Source organism: Micromonospora humi, from assembly GCF_900090105.1.
Classification (GTDB): Bacteria; Actinomycetota; Actinomycetes; order Mycobacteriales; family Micromonosporaceae; genus Micromonospora; species Micromonospora humi.
This window is the reverse complement of the sequence record NZ_FMDM01000001.1, coordinates 417,886-433,224: the sequence shown is the minus strand read 5'-3', so window position 1 is coordinate 433,224 and position 15,339 is coordinate 417,886. Positions and strand designations below refer to the sequence as shown.

The following is a 15,339-nucleotide window of genomic DNA, read 5'->3' as shown; positions in this document are numbered from 1 at the left end:
CGTTCAGACGTGTCCCATCCAGGCCGACCGCGGCATTCAGACAGTCCCTGCCCATCCGGACCCGCCGCCGCCGGGCAGCCCCGTCGAGGGCGACGCTCACCGCAGCGGTGCCTACAAACTTGATGGCGAGAACGACTCACGGCCGGACGACTGCCGCAGACCCACGCTGATCACCTCGCGGAACGGTGCGGGTCGCGCCGAGGGGGGCGCTCCCCCGCACCCGGGCGACCGGACGAGGTGTCGGTGAGTCAATCACGCCATCAAGTTTGTAGGCGCCTCGGCACTGGCCTTGCGCGCGGCGCGGCGCGCCGCGACGAACGCCCGCCGCGGGCGGACGGCCGCCGCCGGCGGACGGCCGCCCGTGGTCAGGGCCGCACGGACGCACGAGGACCAGGATCGATCGAGAGGCACGGCCGGTCGGGGGTCACGACCGGTCGGAGCACACGGCCGGTCGGGGGTCACGGCCGGTCGGAGGTCAGGAGGCCGGTGAGCAGGGCGCGCAGGGTGCGGTCGAACAGGTCGTCCCCGGGCGGCGGGGCGGACGAGGGGTCGGCGAACGCGGCCGCCAGGTGCGGGTAGGCCGCCATGTCCACGTGGTCGAACGTCACCGTGCCGGTGGCCGCCGCGTTGCGGGCGAAGAGCGTCACCACGCCGGTGACCATGGCGATCGCCTCGAACTTCGCGGCGGAAGCAGCCCGGACCGGTTGCAGGATGCGCAGGCAGGCGTCGAACCAGGCGAGCGTGTTGGGCCCGGGGGCGGTGCGCCGGGTGAGCGCGTCGGCCAGCCACGGGTGCCGCAGGTGCATCGCGAGCTGACGGCGGGCGAGCAGGAGGAACTGCTCCACCCAGTTCCCACCGTCGATGGGGTGGGGACGCAACTCGCCCACGACCCGGTCGACCATCAGGTCCAGCAGGTCGTCGCGGGACGACAGGTGCCGGTAGAGCGAGCCGGCGGCCATGCCGAGCGCTCCGGCCACCGCCCGCATGGAGACGGCGTCGAGACCGCCGGCGTCGGCCAGCGCGACCGCGGCCGAGGTGATCTCGTCCCGGCCGTGCGTCGGGGTCGGTCCCCGGGTGCCGCGGACGGGCCGGGTCCAGATCGACCGACCGGCGGTGCCGTCGCCGGCCGGATTCGTGGATGCGCCGCTCACCCTCCCACTGTAAACTGCAAACGTCGTTCGCACTTTCACGGGTCGGAGGGAACGGTCATGGAGCGGATCACGGCGCCGGACGGCGCGGGCATCGTCCTGCACACCACCGGCACGGGCCCCGGGCTCGTGGTGGTGCACGGCGGCGGGGTGACGATCAGGGAATACCGCCGGCTGGTCGCCCGGCTCGCCGACCGGTTCACGGTGCACATCTACAACCGGCGGGGCCGGGCGGACGCGGCGGCGCGGCGCGAGCCGTACACGGTGGAGCAGGAGATCGACGATCTCGGCGCGGTGCTCGCGCACACCGGCGCCCGCTGGGCGGTCGGGCACAGCTACGGCGCGTTCGTCGTGCTGCGGGCCGCGCTGCGGCTGCCGCTGGAGCGGATCGCGGTCTACGACGCCCCGCTGCGGCTGGCCGGGCACGGCATGTCGACGGCGTTCCTCGACCCGGCCGAGGAGGCCGTCCGGGCCGGGAACACCGCCCGCACCCTGGCGATCGTGGGCGCGGCCGTCAACCCGCAGAGCGCCGCGTCGCGACTGCCGCTGGCGGTGCGCACGGCGCTCTGCCGGGCGTTCCTGCGCACCGAGGTCGGGCGGACGATGGGCGCCTTGGTCGGCATGACGCTCGCCGAGTCGCGGCAGATCGTGGCGTACGAGGGGCCGGCCGAGCAGTACGCCGGGATCACCGCCGAGGCGCTGCTGATCAGCGGCGCCAAGGCCGCGCCGTTCTTCACCGAGACCAACGAGCTGCTGGCCGCCGTCCTCCCCCGGGCGCGCACCCTGCGCGTCCCGGGCAGCCCGCACAACGGCATCGCGGTAGCGCCCCCCGCGCTGATCGACCCCCTGGCCGCCTTCTTCACGGCCCCCGCCACCGGCGGGGTCAGTCGGTGAGCAGGATGCCGGTCATCAGGACGCCCCTGGCCAGGTTGAGCACGCCCTCGCAGCCGGGATAGCCGACGCGCGCCAGCGCGCCGGAGCCGGTGCGGCCGAACAGGTACGGGGCGAGGCTGTACGGGACGTCGGCGGTCACCGTCTCCCCGGTCTCGATCTGCACGAAATCCATCGCCACCCGGTCCGCCTCGTGGTAGCGCTGGAGGATGTGGCCGCCCGCGTCGATCGCGGCGCGGACCCCGTCCTCCCAGGCCACCGCGCTGCACTCCGGCCCGATCAGCACCCCGTGCCCGGCCGAGCCGCCGGCCGGCTTCGCCACCAGGTCGGCCTGCTCGGCCAGCGCCCGGTCGAGCTGGTCGGCGGTGAGCGCGACGGTGTGCGGCACGTACCGGCGGATCAGCGCCCGGTCCGGCTCCGGCAGCAGGTCCAGGTCCTCCCAGAGCCAGGCGTAGTTCAGCTTGTTGCTGAGCAGCCAGGCCGCGCTGCTGACGAACATCGGCAACGTCCCGGCCGCCAGCGCGCCGGCCACCGCGTACAGGCCCGCGCTGGGGGTGACCCGGTTCGGCACGAAGAGCCGGAACAGCGCGTCCACCGGGGCGCCGCCGACGACCAGCCGGCTCTCGTCGTCCAACGTGGCGGTGGCGACCGGGGCGATGACCAGGTCGATGCCGAACCGCCGGGCCTGGTCGGCGAGCGGGGAGAGGATCCGGATGAAGGTCTCCGGGTCGTCCAGCCCCGGATATTCCGCCTCGAAGTCCATCAGCAGCGCCACCCGGGCGCCGTCGGGCAGGCCGAGGCCGTCCCGGATGGCCACGAACCGTTGGTCCAGCAGGGACGGCGCGGGCCGGACGCCGTCGAGCAGGCCGTGCGCCTGGTACAGCTCGGCGTACCGCTGGATGACGGTGTCGGCGTCGAAACCGCCGCCGAGGCTGCTGTCGATGTTGTACTCCACGATGCACGGCACGCCGCCGGAGAACAGCACGTCCGGCCGGTACGCGGCCAGCAGCCCGTCGTGCAGCTCCTCGTCCGGGTCCAGCAGCCGGGTCTCCCCCTCCGGCACGTCGAGCAGCCGGCGCAGCTCCCCGGCGGTGCGGGCCCGCCGCCGGCAGGCGTCCAGGATGAGCTGGACGATCCGGTCGCAGACCTCGTTCAGCTCGCGGAACGCGTCGGCGGTGAGCACCGGCGGGCGGGCCAGCCGCCACTGCTTGTTGTAGGTGGCCCGGCCGTGGAAGATCTTCTCCCAGGCGCCGGCGCCGGCCGTCACCATCGCCGCGCGGGTGGGCTCGGGCAGGTCGGTCCACGCCCGGCCGAGCGGCGGCCACTGATAGTTCGGGTCCATCGTTCATCCGTCCTTGAGGGTCAGTTGGATGGCGGCGGTGAGCTGGTCTCGGCCGGGCTGCACGGCCCGGTCCAGGGCCGGCGCGAAGGGCAGCACGGCACCGTCGGGCCGGGTGACGCGCCGGGGCGGGGCGGCCAGCCGGACCCGCTCCACCACGGTCGCGATGATCTCGCCGGCGATACCGCAGGAGCGGTTGCCGTCGTCGACCACGACCAGCCGGCCGGTGCGGCGCACCGAGTCGACCAGCCCGTCGAAGTCGAACGGGTAGAGCGTGCGGGGGTCGAACACCTCCACCGACGCCTGCCCGGACAGCTCCTCGGCGACCGCGAGCGCGTCGTGCACCAGATGCCCGACCGCGACCACCGTCACGTCGTCGCCCGACCGGCGGACCACGCCCCGACCCAACGGCACCGGCGCCGGCTCGGCCACGTCCTCCCGCAGGTCGAGCGCGCCGGCCGGGGCGAACACCACCACCGGGTCGTCGCAGCGGATCGCGGAGACCAGCAGGCCGTACGCGTCGGCCGGGGTGGCCGGCACCACCGTGGTCACCCCGACGTGGGCGAAGAGCGCGTACGGGTGGTCGGAGTGCTGCCCGGCCCAGCCGGTGCGGGAGCCGGAACCGGGCACCAGGTAGGTGACCGGCACCGCGCACTGGCCGCCGGTCATCAACGGGAACTTGTGCGCGTGGTTGACGATCTGCTCGAAGACCAGGAACAGCAGCGACGGGATCTGGAACTCCACCACCGGGCGGGCCCCGGCCAGCGCCGCGCCGGTGGCGAAGCTGGTGAACGCCTGCTCGGACAGCGGGGTGTCCCGGACCCGCTCCGGGCCGAACTTCTTCAGCAGCCCGGTGGTCACGTTCGCGGCGGCCACCCGGATGTCCTCGCCGAGCACCACTACCGACTCGTCGCGGGTCATCTCGTCGGCGAGCGCCCGGGTGAGCGCCCTGCGGTAGGAGAGCCGGGGCATCAGCCACCTCCGGTCCGGGCGGTCAGCCCGCTGGCGTACAGGTGGTCCAGGGCGGTCGCCGGGTCGGGATGCGGGCCGGCCAGCGCGAAGTCGACGGCGGCGTCGAGGACCGCCTCGACGGATGCGTCCACCTCGGCCCGGACCGCCGGGTCGAGGCGGGCGCCCTGGATGTCGACCGGGTCGCGGGACCGGCCCTCGGCCACCTCCTCCGGCGGCCGGTAGTCGAGGCGTACCCGGTGTTCGAAGGTGTGGTGGGCGTCGAACCGGTAGGTGTGCGCCTCGATCAGCTCGGGACCGCCGCCGGCGCGCATCCGCGCGACGGCGGCGGCGCTCGCCTCGCGTACCCTCTCCGGGTCCTGGCCGTCGACGGCGGTCGACGGCATGCCGAACGCGGCGGCCCGCCCGGCGACGGTGCCGGCGACCGCGCCGGCGACCGGCATGGTGGTGGCGTAGCCGTTGTTCTCGCAGACGAACAGCACCGGCACCTGCCAGAGCGCGGCCAGGTTGAACGCCTCCAGCAGCATCCCCTCGTTGACCGCGCCGTCGCCGAAGAACGTCGCGCCGACGACGTCGGCGCCGCGCCGCCGGCGCTCCCACACCGCGCCGGTGAGGATCGCGCCGGCGGCGCCGACGATGGCGTTGGCGCCGAGCACGCCGACGCCGAAGTCGGCGGCGTGCATCGACCCGCCCCGGCCCCGGTTCAGCCCGGTGACCCGGCCGCACAGCTCGGCCAGCATCCGGGCCGGGTCGGCGCCCTTGGCCAGCACGTGCCCGTGCCCGCGGTGGGTGCCGGTGACCAGGTCGTCGGCGGCCAGCGCCGCGCACACCCCGGCGGCGATCCCCTCCTGGCCCAGGTAGGGGTGGATGCCGCCGACGATTTCCCCGGCGTCGACCAGCTCGATCGCCCGCTCCTCGAAGCGGCGGATCAGCCGGACGGTCCGGTAGAGCCAGACCGGGTCGGGTCCGGTCACGCCGGACGGCCCTCCTTGATCGCGGCGAGGATGTCGTCCCAGAGGCGGGCGCGGGCGGCCAGCGCGCTGTTGACCGTGTCCGCGCACTCCTGCCACTTGGTGTCGTCGTCGCCGCACAGGTCGGCGAGCATCTGCATGGCCATCGGGGTGTGCTGCTCGCCGTCGACCTCGATGTGCCGCTCCAGGTAGTCGACGAACGTGTTCAGCCGGTTGCTGCGCTCGTTGACGGCGACGACCTGGGTGAACATCTCCGGGATGAGGTCCTCCCGGCCGAACGCGAACGCGGCCGCCTGGCAGTGCACCGGGGTGGTCTCGATGATCCGCCAGGTGGTGCCGGCGAACGCGGCCGAGGCCGCCGGCACCCCCGCCTCACCCAGCGCCTCGGTGACCGGCCGGCCGGCGCGCAGCAGGTCGACCAGGCTGTTCACGGCGGTGGTGTCGGCGCCGGCCTCGGTCATGCCGTTGACGTACAGCTCGAAGTGGCTGATGTAGCCCTCGCCCAGTTCGTCGCTCTCCTCCACCATCACGATGTCGTTGATGAGACGGCGGCTGCCGGTCGGGCCGGTCGGGATCCACGGCACCGTGACGCAGGTGAGCTGGCGCTGCAACGACTTCAGCAGCGACATGAAGTCCCAGACCGCGAAGACGTGGTGCTCCATGAACGTGACCAGCGCCTGGTGGGTGTCCAGGTTGGCGTAGAGCGGGTGCTTGACCACCACGTCGCGGCGCTCGGTCACCGCCCGCTCCAGCCGCTCGATGCCCGGGTGCGTCTTTCCCCAGTCGTACCGTGACATTGTCAGCCTCCCTGCTGGGCGCGGTCGCGCCAGATGACCGGGCAGTAATCGGGGTCCGCGTAGTCCGGCCGGCCCTCGTGGGTGCGGCGGACCAGCACGTCGTGGTTGTACGCGGCGAGCGTGCCGTCGGAGAGCGGATACTCCCGCCAGGCGTTCGCGCCGTCCTGCAGGTGCAGCGAGACCGCCCGCCGGGGGCGGCCACTGACGTTCGCGCCGCTGCCGTGGTAGGTGCGGCAGTGGTGGAAGCTCATGTGCCCCTTGGGGATCACCATCGGGATCTTGCGGATCTCGGCGTGGTTGTACGCCGCGTTCTCGGCCAGCATCGCCTCGAGCTGGCCGCGGTCGCGGTCGGCGAAGTGCCGGACCACTGTGTCGTCCGCGCCGATCTCCCGCCACCGGTGGGAGCCGTCGACCACGGTGATGGTGCCCATCTCCTCGCCGCAGTCGTGGAACGGGATGAACGCGGTGAGCATGTCCTCCGACGACGACGAGGCCCAGTAGTGCTTGTCGAAGTGCCAGGGCACGATGTTCGACGGTTCGCCGGCGATCGGCGGCTTCCAGATCAGCGTGGACTGGAAGATCCGGATCTCGGTGGCCCGGGCCAGCCGGGCCGCGACCGCCCCGATCAACGGCTTGCGCAGGATCCGGGCGATCCCGTCGTGCTCGTGGTGGACGTAGTCGTTGTGCCGCTGCACGTCGCCGCGCGACGGCTCCCAGTAGGCGAGCTTCGGCGGGCGCACCGGCAGCCGCCGGTCGCGCTCCCCCGCGTAGTAGCGGTCCGTCGCCGCGACGAGGGCGTCCACCTCGTCGTCGGTGAACAGCTTCTTCGACAGGTACCAGCCGTGCTCGGCGTAGTGCCGGACGTCGTCGTCGGAGGGCAGCAGCGCCTCCTCCTCCGCAGTCAGCCCGGGATCGATGGTGGTCATGCCCAGCTGGCCGGGCATGGCCTCACGGCCCTCGCTTCGCTCGGTGCGTTCACTCATGCCGTAATCCCTTCCGCCGCGGCCAGCTCGCGTTCCTTCGCCTCGTAGAGCGCCTTGATGTTGCCGCTGCCGAAGGTGCGCGCCCCGCGCCGCTCGATCACCTCGAGGAAGAGCGTGCGACGCACGTGCATCGACTCGGTGAAGATCTGCAGGAGCTGCCCGTCGTGGTCGGAGTCGACCAGGATGCTCAGCTCGCGCAGCCGGTCGACGGGCGCGTCGAGCCGCCCGACCCGCTGTTCCAGGTCGTCGTAGTAGGCGCCGGGCGTGCGGGCGAACCGCACCCCCCGGCCGGCGAGCGCGCCGACCGTGGCGACGATGTCGTCGGTGCGCAGCCCCAGGTGCTGCACCCCGGCGCCCGCGTGCCAGCGCAGGAAGTCCTCGATCTGCCCGGGCCGGGCGCCGGTGTCCGGCTCCAGCAGCACCAGCGTCACCTGCCCGGACGGGCTCTGCACCACCTTGGAGTTCATCGCCTGGCCGGCGACCTCGATGTGCTCGTCGAAGATCTCGGCGAAACCGAACACCTTCTCGTAGTGCGCGACCGTCTCGTCGAGCTGCCCGGGCGGCACGCAGACCGCCAGGTGGTCCACCTCGGCGAGCAGCGCGTCGCCGTCCGCGGCCGGCACCGGCTCGATCGCGCCGGGCAGGAACACACTCCGGTCGCCGCGTCGCTCGACGAGGCGGTGCAGCACGTCGCCGAAGCCGCCGACCTCGGCGAGCACCACCTCGGCGTCCGCGCCGGTGTAGGTGCGCGGGGGCGTCACCGGCGTCGCACCCCGGGCCACCAGCTCCGCGTACGCCCCGGCGGCGTCGTCGACCGCGAGGGCCACCACCGCGATGCCGTCGCCGTGCCGGTGCACGTAGCCGGCGGCCGGGTGCTCGGCGGACAGGCCGGTGGTGAGCAGCAGCCGGATGCCGGCCTGTGCCAGCAGCAGCGTGCGTTGCCCGGCGAGCCCGGTCTCCGGGCCGCCCTGGCCGTGCAGCCGGAACCCGACCGCGTTGTCGAAGTAGAAGGCCGCCTGCCGGGCGTCCCCCACGTACAGCTCCAGATGGTCTATGCCGTTGACGTGCATGGGCTTCCCCCTCTTCCCCCGTGATCGCGACCCGGGCACCTCACCCGGGGGTGGAGTCGGTCAGCCCGTCACCGGGGTGGCGACCCGGCGCAGCAGCAGGCTGACGTTCTGGCCGCCGAACCCGAACGAGTTCGTCAGCGCGTGGTCGGTCCGGGTGGGTCGGGGTACGGCGCGGACGTGGTCCGCCTCGCACTCCGGGTCCGGGTCGTCCAGGTGGTACGTGGGTGGGAGCAGGCCGCGCCCGAGCGCCAGCGCGGTGGCCGCCGCCTCCAGCACCCCGGACGCGCCGAGCAGGTGCCCGGTGAGCGCCTTGGTGGAGCTGACCGGCACCCCGCCGACGCCGAACACCTCGGCCAGCGCGGTGGTCTCGGCGACGTCGCCGAGCTTGGTGCCGGTGCCGTGCGCGTTGACGTAGCCGACGTCGGCCGGCGCCATCCCGCCCGCCGCCAGGGCCTTGCGCATGCACGCGGCCGCGCCGGCGCCGTCCGGGCGCGGCGCGGTCGGGTGGTACGCGTCGGTGTTCGTCCCGTAGCCGGCGACCTCGGCGTACCCGGTCACGCCCCGCGCCGCGGCGTGCCCGGCACGCTCCAGCACCAGCAGCGCCGCGCCCTCGGCGAGCACGAACCCGTTGCGCCGCTTGTCGAACGGCCGGCTCGCCTCGGTGGGCTCGTCCCAGCCGCGGGCCAGCGCCCGGGCGTTGCCGAAGGTGTCGGCGAACGTGCCGAACAGCGGCGCCTCGCTCGCCCCGCAGACCACCACGTCGGCCTCGTCGGCGCGGATGAGGCGTACCCCGTCGGCGACGGCCTGGGCGCCGGAGGCGCAGGCCGTGCCGACCGCCGAGCTGTAGCCGCGGATGCCGTGCGCGATGGCGATGCGCGCCGAGGGCATGTTCGGCAGGATGCCGGTGAGCAGGTACGGGCTGACCGCGGCGCGGCCCCGGTCGGCCCGGGCCAGGACCTGGCTCTCCAGCGTGGACATCCCGCCCACCCCGCCGACGATCACCGCGATCCGCTCCGGGTCGACGTCGCGCCCGACCTCGATACCGGCGTCGGCGAGCGCCTCGGCGGCGGTGATCAGGGCCAGCAGCACGACCCGGTCGAGGATCTTCGTCTCCGGTCCGCTGGCGACGCTGCGCGGGTCGATCGGCGGCAGCACCCCGGCCACCTCCAGGCTGTCGTGCGCCGGGTGTCCCTCGGGGGGCCGGCGCAGCCCGGAGCGGCCGGCGAGCAGCGCGTCGATCGTCTCGGCCACGCCGCGCCCGACCGGGGTGAACAGCCCCATGCCGGTGATCAGGGCGGTCATGACGGCGCCTCGGTCAGGTAGCGCTCGCGCAGCGCCACCTTGCGTACCTTGCCGGTCACGGTGACCGGGATGTCGTCGGCGCTCACCGGCACCACCCGGCGCAGCGTGGCCGCGACGTCCGCGCCGAGCGCGGCGCGGATGCGGGCGGTGCGGTCGTGCGCCGGGTCGGCGCCGGCCGCCAGCTCCAGCAGCACGTCCGTGGTGACGCTGCCGTCGTCCGCCTTGACGATCACCACCGTGCAGTCGGTGACGTCGGCGCAGGCGGCGAGGATCCGCTCCTCGGACAGCGCGGTGAAGAAGCGTGTCCCGTCGGCCGTCTCGACCGAGTCGACCGCCCGGTCCAGGTGGTAGTAGCGACCGTCGGCGTCGGCGTACACCAGGTCGCCGGTGAGGTACCAGCCGCGCAGCCGGTAGCGGTAGGTGGTGACCGAGTCGTTCCAGTAGCCGCGGAACAGCGACGGCGAGTCGATGCCCAGCCAGCCGACCTGCCCGGCGGGCAGCTCGTTGCCGTCGGCGTCGAGCACGGCCACGGTGGCGAACCGGTACGGGCGACCGACGCAGCGGCCGTAGTGGTTGGTGTCGACGGTGTGCGTGACGTGGAACATCGAGTGCCCCATCTCGCTGGAGCCGAGCCCGTCGATGAAGACCGAGCCGGGCACCCGGGTCACCCCGGCGCGGGTCACCACGTCCCGCGAGCCGACCGCGACCAGCTTGCGCACGTGCGGCTCGTGCGAGCAGTCACCGGTGTTGAACCACAGCCGCACCGAGTCGAGGTCGTAGCCGGACAGGTCGAAGCGGGCCAGCTCGGCCCAGGTCACCGAGAAGCCGAACACGCCGTCCGGGCGCCAGCGCTGGATCGCGTCGAGGACCCGTTCGCCGCCCTGCTCGGAGAGGAGGAACATCTCGGCCCGGTTGCCCAGCGCCTGGTTGACCATGAGCACGGTGGCGGTGTGCGGGGCGGGCAGCGCGTTGAGGATCCGGCGGGTGCCCTGCGCCTGCGGCATGGACAGCAGGTGCCGGGTGGCGGCGAAGAGGCTGGCGTGCGAGTGCAGCACGGCCTTCGGCACGCCGGTGGTGCCGGAGGTGTGGGTGATCACGATCGGGTCGTCCGGGTGGTGCCGGTAGGGCGCGGGCGCGGCGTCCGGGTCCCCGGCGCCGGCCGTCGCCGGCTCGCCGAGCAGCGGCGCGCCCAGGTCGTGCCCGGCCAGCGCGGCGGCGTGCGCCGCGTCGGCGAGCACCCCGGCGGCGCGCAGCCGGCGGATGTACTCGGCGGCGATCTCCGGGCGCAGCTTGCCGTTCATCAGCGCCGGGATCGCGCCGAGGCGGGTGAGCGCCAGGAACGACAGCACCATGTCGGCCGCGGCGGTGGCCCAGACCGCGACCGGGTCACGCGGCTTCACCCCGCGTTCGTGCAGCCAGGCCGCCCGGGCGGAGACCATCCGGTCCAGCTCGCCGAGCGTCAGCGGGGTCTCCGCCGGCCGCCCGTCGACGGCGGTGTCGAACGTGAGCCCCGGGCCGTCCGGGTCGGCGCCGTGGGCCAGCACCCGGGCCAGCACGTTGCCCGCGCCCAGGTCGGTGTCGGCGGCCAGCGCGCCGCGCAGTCCCTTCGTCCTCATTGACGTGTCCCCTCCCCCAGCAGCACCGCGGTCGCCTCGCCCGGCGTGCCGTCCGGTGCCAGTTCGATCAGGATCAGCAACGCCTGCGCGGCGTCGCCGTCGTGGCGTAACAGCTCGGCCTCGGCCTCCGCCTCGGCCCTCGGGTCGCCGGTGGGGCTCAGGCACACCACCGGCCCGTCCAGTCCCCAGCGCGCCGCGACGTGCCCGGCCACGCTGTTCGGCACCGACTGGAAGAAGAACAGCGGCCCGACCCGCCCGCCGGCGGCCACCGTCGCCCGCACGTGCGCCGCCCCGGCGGTGTCGCCGCTCGCGCTGACCACCAGCACCGCCGTCCGGTTCCCGGCCGGCAGCGGCCCGGACCCGTAGCGCCGTGCGAGGCACCGCTCGGCGACCGCCGCCACCAGCGGCGCGAACTCCGAGTGCACGAACCCCGGCAGGGCCGGAGCTCTCCCGTCCCCGTCCTCGGGCCAGCGCGCCTCGGCCAGCACCCCCCAGCTCGTCGATCTTGCAGTTGGTGCCCCCGGTATGGGCGTTGTGCCACTTCCGTCGGGGCCGAACGTGCAAGATCGCGGAGTGGGGTGGTGCGGTGGGGCGGTCACGGGGCACTCACCAGGAGCGCGGTGTTGGCGCCGCCGAAGGCGGCGTTGAGGGTCAGGGCGTGCCCGCTGGCGGCGGGACGGGGCGCGTCGCGGATGACGTCCAGCGGGCAGTCCGGGTCGGCGGCCAGCCAGCCGGCGGTGGGCGGCAGCGTGCCGTCCCGCAGTGCCAGCACGGTGACCACCAGTTCGAGCAGCCCGGACGCCTCCAACGCGTGCCCGTGCACCGACTTGGTGGAGCTGACCGGAAACCGCCCGGCCCGCTCGCCGAAGACCCGCCGCAACGCCGCCGCCTCGGAGGCGTCGCTGAACGCGGTGCCGGTGGCGTTCGCGTTGACGTAGCCGACCGCGCCCAGGGGCAGCCCGGCGCGGCGCAACGCCGCCTCGACCGCGCGCGCCAGCCCGTCCCCGCCGGGATGCGGCTGGCACGGGTGGTAGGCGTCCCCGGCCCGACCCCACCCGGCCACGGTCGCCACCGTCTCCGCGCCCCGTCGGGCGGCGACGTCGGCCGACTCCAGCACCACCGCCGCCACCCCGTCGCCGAGCAGCAGGCCGGTGCGGCCGGCGCTGAACGGGCGTACCGCGCCGTCGGCGGCGAGCGCCCGGCCGGCGTCGAAGAGTGCGAACTGGTCGGGTTCGACCAGGTAGCCGGCCGCCACCACGACCCGCTCCAGGTCCCCCCGGCGGATCAGCGCGGCCGCGTCGGCGACCGCGGTGCTCGCCGACACGCAGGCGGTGGTGTAGACCCGGGTCCGCCCGCCCAGGCCGCACCGGGACGCCAGGTGGTCGGCGAGCGCCGGCACCGTCGGCTCCGGCGCCCGATCCGGTACGGGCAGCGAGGGCGGCCCGCCGTGGGTGGCCAGGAACAGCGCCGCGCCCGCCCGGTCGGCCGCGCCCAGCCCGGCGACCCGTACCACGTGGTCGATCGCGTCGGTGAGTTCGTCGGCGAGCGTGCCGGTCTCCGGCAGGGTGGCGGCCACGGTGACCCGGCGGCCGGTGGTGTCGAAACGGCGCACCGGGTTGAACGCCGGGGCGCCGGTGAGCACCCCGGCCAGCAGCGCGTCGGCGCCCCTGCCCAGGGCGCTGACCGCGTGCGTGCCGGTGATCCGTACGAGATCCCGGTCAGCCATCAGCGGGAGCGGTGAGCGAGGTGTGGAACACCGCCAGCGCGTCGTCGACGGTGCGGATGCCGGCGAGCTGGTCGTCGGTGAGGTCGAGCCGGCGGTCGTAGCGCTGTTCGACGAGGTGCACCAGCCAGGCCAGCTCCATCGAGCCGACCCGGTCCGGCACCTGGTCGGCGGGTTTCGCGGTCAGTTCGGCGAGCATGCTCACCAGGTCAGCTCGCCCCAGGTCGGGCTGACCGGGCATCAGGAGTGGTCGCTGTTCGCGGCGGCCCGGTCGGCCACCATGGTGGTGAACTCGCCGACCGTCATCAGCGCCAGCTTCTCCGACTCGTCGTCGGCGAACTTCAACCCGTAGCGGTCCTCGACGCGCACGGCGAGGTCGGCCAGCGCCAGCGACTCCAGGTCGACGCCGGACGGGCCGAGGGTGGTGGCGTCGTCGATCTCCTCGACGTCGTAGTTCATGTCGGCGAGCTGCTCGATGACGAAGGTGCGGACCTCGTCGCGCATGGGTGGGACCTCATTTCCGGTGAAACAGTTACCGGTGCCCGGTCGGGACACCGTGTCCTTCAGGGACCGGCCGGGCCGTCGGCGTCGCACGGGAGCGGACGCGGCGGCGAGTCCGGCGCGCGGGTGGCGCGCCGCCCGGCCGGACCGGGTGGGGGATCGGGGTACGCCGAACGCCCGGGCGCCCGGTGGTGGTCGTGCTCGCGCAGCGGGCCGGTCACGAGACCGCCTCCCGCAGCGACGGTACGGAGCGGACCAGCTTGCCGGTGGTGGTGCGCGGCAGCTGTTTCAGCAGGTGCAGGGCGCGGGGTCGTTTGAAGCCGGCCAGCCGCTCGGCGAGCAGGCGGTCCAGCGCGTCCTCGGTCAACGCGCCGTCGTGCTGCACGTAGGCGCTGATCCCGTCGTCCCAGACCACCACCGCGGCGGTGACGCCGGGGAGCCCGGCGACGGTGGCCTCCACCTCGGTCAGGTCGACCTTCAGGCCACCCACCGACACCTGCGAGTCGAGCCGGCCGCGGATGGTCACCAGCCCGGTGTCCGGGTCGACCACGCCGGCGTCGCGGGTGTGCAGCCAGCCGTCGGCCCAGCGGGTCGGGTCGGCGAGCCCGACGTACGGGTTGGCCGGGCAGCTCACCCACAGCTCGCCGTCCTGTTCCCGCACCCGGATGCCGGGGGCGGGGGCGATAGCCGGACGGTGACGCCCGTACAGGTCGGTGCCGATGACGCCGACCTCGGTCATCCCGTACATGTTGCCCAGCGGGACGCCGTAGCGGTCGGTGAAGGCCCGGGCGACCGCGGCGGGCACCAGCTCGCCGCCGGTGGTCATCCGGGTGAGCTGCGGCAGCGGTCCGCCGGGCACGGTGGAGGCGAGCAGGCCGATGTGGAACGGCACGCCGAGCACGGTGGCCGGGGTGTCCTGGGCGGCGACGGCGGCGAGCACCGCGTCGCCGCTGAGCCGCTCCGGCGGGCACAGCTCGACGCCGGCGTGCAGGCCGTAGAGCAGGCCGCCGACCAGGCCGAGCACGTGCACCATGCTGGGCAGCAGGATGATCCGCTCGCCGGGTCGGGCCACCCCGTCGATCTCGGTGTAGCGGCGCACCTCGGCGACCAGGTCCTCGGCGGTGCGACCGATCACCTTGGACGGCCCGGTGGAGCCGGAGCTGAGCTGGATCACCGCGTGCGGGCTGCCGGCGGGCCGGTCGGACCAGGCGCTCACCCCGGCGGTGACGTCGACGAAGACGCGCAGCGCGCCGCCGCCGGAACGCACCGGCGCGACCACGACCTGCGGCTGGAGCCGGTGCAGCGCCCGGTCGACCTCGTGGTCGGTGAGCCGGTGGTCGAGCAGCACCGCCTGGCCGCCGACGCGCCAGGTGGCGAGCAGGTGCGCCACGTACGCCAGCGACGGCGGCAGGCGCAGCGCGACCGCCCCGCCGGGACGCAGCCCGGCCCCGGTCATCCGCTCCTGCGCCTCACCGACCAGCCGGCGCAGCGTGCCCCGGTCGACAGGTTGGGGCAGGCGCAGGCAGACGTCGCCGGCCGGACCGGCGAGCAGGACCTCGTCCACCCAACCCGCCGTCGCCTGTGGATTCTCCGCCCCGGTCACGACCCGCCACCGCCCAGCCTAGAGATACGTGAGACCCGTTCCCCTTGGGAACTGACGGAACCCTACGTCGGGCCTTCTCCGCATCGCCAGATGCAAATGGCTAGATCCAAAACAGCGGCTGGGTGGATTGCTCAGGCTCGATCGGACAGGCAGGATCGGGCGCACGCCGGCTTGGTGGCCCGCCGGCCGCGCCGTCCTGCGCGAGTCGCGGCGGTTGCGCGGCCGGCGTCCGGGGCACTCCGGCATCGGCGGACCGGGGTGGTCCGCCGATGCCGATGGGGGAAGCCATGCGCGGTCTCTACCTGGTCCTGCTCGTCGTGCTGATCGCGGTGCTGATCGGCCTCCGCTTCTGGCTGCCGGGCCGCGCCCGCGACGCCGGCCGCAGCCTGCGCCGTCGCGCCGACCGCCGGCGCTGACCGGCCCGCC

Annotated in this window: 16 protein-coding genes; 2 read left to right on the top strand and 14 right to left on the bottom strand. The window is 74.4% G+C overall.

Going from position 1 to position 15,339, the window contains the following annotated elements; translation table 11 throughout:
- Nucleotides 1-458: 458 nt before the first annotated feature.
- The gene (locus GA0070213_RS01895; RefSeq protein WP_091056062.1) at nucleotides 459-1,151 is read right to left on the bottom strand and encodes a TetR/AcrR family transcriptional regulator; all 693 of its coding nucleotides are present in this window, start codon (nucleotides 1,149-1,151) and stop codon (nucleotides 459-461) included.
- Nucleotides 1,152-1,208: 57 nt separating this feature from the next.
- Here GA0070213_RS01895 and GA0070213_RS01890 point away from each other — a divergent pair, with 57 nt between their 5' ends.
- Complete coding sequence (locus GA0070213_RS01890; RefSeq protein WP_091056060.1) at nucleotides 1,209-2,042, top strand: alpha/beta fold hydrolase; 834 nt, start codon at nucleotides 1,209-1,211, stop codon at nucleotides 2,040-2,042.
- Here GA0070213_RS01890 and GA0070213_RS01885 read toward each other — a convergent pair.
- The 13 genes from GA0070213_RS01885 to GA0070213_RS01825 form a co-directional block, all read right to left on the bottom strand.
- Nucleotides 2,032-3,381, bottom strand: a complete 1,350-nt coding sequence (locus tag GA0070213_RS01885) for an ATP-grasp domain-containing protein (RefSeq protein WP_091056057.1) — start codon at nucleotides 3,379-3,381, stop codon at nucleotides 2,032-2,034. The two genes, GA0070213_RS01890 and GA0070213_RS01885, sit on opposite strands and share 11 nt — an antisense overlap.
- Nucleotides 3,382-3,384: 3 nt before the next feature.
- Entirely contained in the window at nucleotides 3,385-4,350 is a 966-nt protein-coding gene (locus GA0070213_RS01880; RefSeq protein WP_091056054.1) for an alpha-ketoacid dehydrogenase subunit beta, read from the bottom strand.
- Nucleotides 4,350-5,321 carry a thiamine pyrophosphate-dependent dehydrogenase E1 component subunit alpha gene (locus GA0070213_RS01875; RefSeq protein ID WP_091056052.1) on the bottom strand — a complete coding sequence of 324 codons (972 nt, stop codon included), beginning with the start codon at nucleotides 5,319-5,321 and terminating at the stop codon, nucleotides 4,350-4,352. The genes GA0070213_RS01880 and GA0070213_RS01875 overlap by 1 nt, the downstream gene beginning before the upstream one ends.
- Entirely contained in the window at nucleotides 5,318-6,115 is a 798-nt protein-coding gene (locus GA0070213_RS01870; RefSeq protein WP_091056049.1) for a DUF3050 domain-containing protein, read from the bottom strand. The genes GA0070213_RS01875 and GA0070213_RS01870 overlap by 4 nt, the downstream gene beginning before the upstream one ends.
- A gap of 2 nt (nucleotides 6,116-6,117) precedes the next feature.
- Complete coding sequence (locus GA0070213_RS01865; protein WP_091056632.1) at nucleotides 6,118-7,041, bottom strand: phytanoyl-CoA dioxygenase family protein; 924 nt, start codon at nucleotides 7,039-7,041, stop codon at nucleotides 6,118-6,120.
- Between the two features lie 53 nt (nucleotides 7,042-7,094).
- Nucleotides 7,095-8,168: a 4-hydroxyphenylpyruvate dioxygenase gene (gene hppD, locus GA0070213_RS01860; protein ID WP_091056046.1), complete on the bottom strand. Its 1,074-nt coding sequence runs from the start codon at nucleotides 8,166-8,168 to the stop codon at nucleotides 7,095-7,097.
- 60 nt (nucleotides 8,169-8,228) lie between these two features.
- Nucleotides 8,229-9,470 carry a beta-ketoacyl-[acyl-carrier-protein] synthase family protein gene (locus GA0070213_RS01855; RefSeq protein WP_091056044.1) on the bottom strand — a complete coding sequence of 414 codons (1,242 nt, stop codon included), beginning with the start codon at nucleotides 9,468-9,470 and terminating at the stop codon, nucleotides 8,229-8,231.
- Nucleotides 9,467-11,086, bottom strand: coding sequence for a class I adenylate-forming enzyme family protein (locus GA0070213_RS01850; RefSeq protein WP_091056041.1), 1,620 nt, complete (start codon nucleotides 11,084-11,086; stop codon nucleotides 9,467-9,469). Before GA0070213_RS01850 ends, GA0070213_RS01855 begins: the two co-directional genes overlap by 4 nt.
- Nucleotides 11,083-11,574 carry a hypothetical protein gene (locus GA0070213_RS01845; RefSeq protein WP_091056038.1) on the bottom strand — a complete coding sequence of 164 codons (492 nt, stop codon included), beginning with the start codon at nucleotides 11,572-11,574 and terminating at the stop codon, nucleotides 11,083-11,085. Before GA0070213_RS01845 ends, GA0070213_RS01850 begins: the two co-directional genes overlap by 4 nt.
- 107 nt (nucleotides 11,575-11,681) lie before the next feature.
- Nucleotides 11,682-12,812 (bottom strand): beta-ketoacyl-[acyl-carrier-protein] synthase family protein, encoded by a 1,131-nt coding sequence (locus GA0070213_RS01840; protein WP_091056036.1) that lies wholly within the window; start codon nucleotides 12,810-12,812, stop codon nucleotides 11,682-11,684.
- The gene (locus GA0070213_RS01835; protein WP_091056033.1) at nucleotides 12,805-13,050 is read right to left on the bottom strand and encodes a hypothetical protein; all 246 of its coding nucleotides are present in this window, start codon (nucleotides 13,048-13,050) and stop codon (nucleotides 12,805-12,807) included. The genes GA0070213_RS01840 and GA0070213_RS01835 overlap by 8 nt, the downstream gene beginning before the upstream one ends.
- Entirely contained in the window at nucleotides 13,050-13,313 is a 264-nt protein-coding gene (locus GA0070213_RS01830; RefSeq protein ID WP_091056030.1) for an acyl carrier protein, read from the bottom strand. Before GA0070213_RS01830 ends, GA0070213_RS01835 begins: the two co-directional genes overlap by 1 nt.
- Nucleotides 13,314-13,527: 214 nt before the next feature.
- Complete coding sequence (locus GA0070213_RS01825) at nucleotides 13,528-14,913, bottom strand: class I adenylate-forming enzyme family protein (protein WP_091056027.1); 1,386 nt, start codon at nucleotides 14,911-14,913, stop codon at nucleotides 13,528-13,530.
- Nucleotides 14,914-15,182: 269 nt separating this feature from the next.
- On the opposite strand from GA0070213_RS01825, the gene GA0070213_RS31370 reads away from it, so the two are divergent.
- Nucleotides 15,183-15,329, top strand: coding sequence for a hypothetical protein (locus tag GA0070213_RS31370; RefSeq protein ID WP_175441164.1), 147 nt, complete (start codon nucleotides 15,183-15,185; stop codon nucleotides 15,327-15,329).
- Nucleotides 15,330-15,339: the final 10 nt, after the last annotated feature.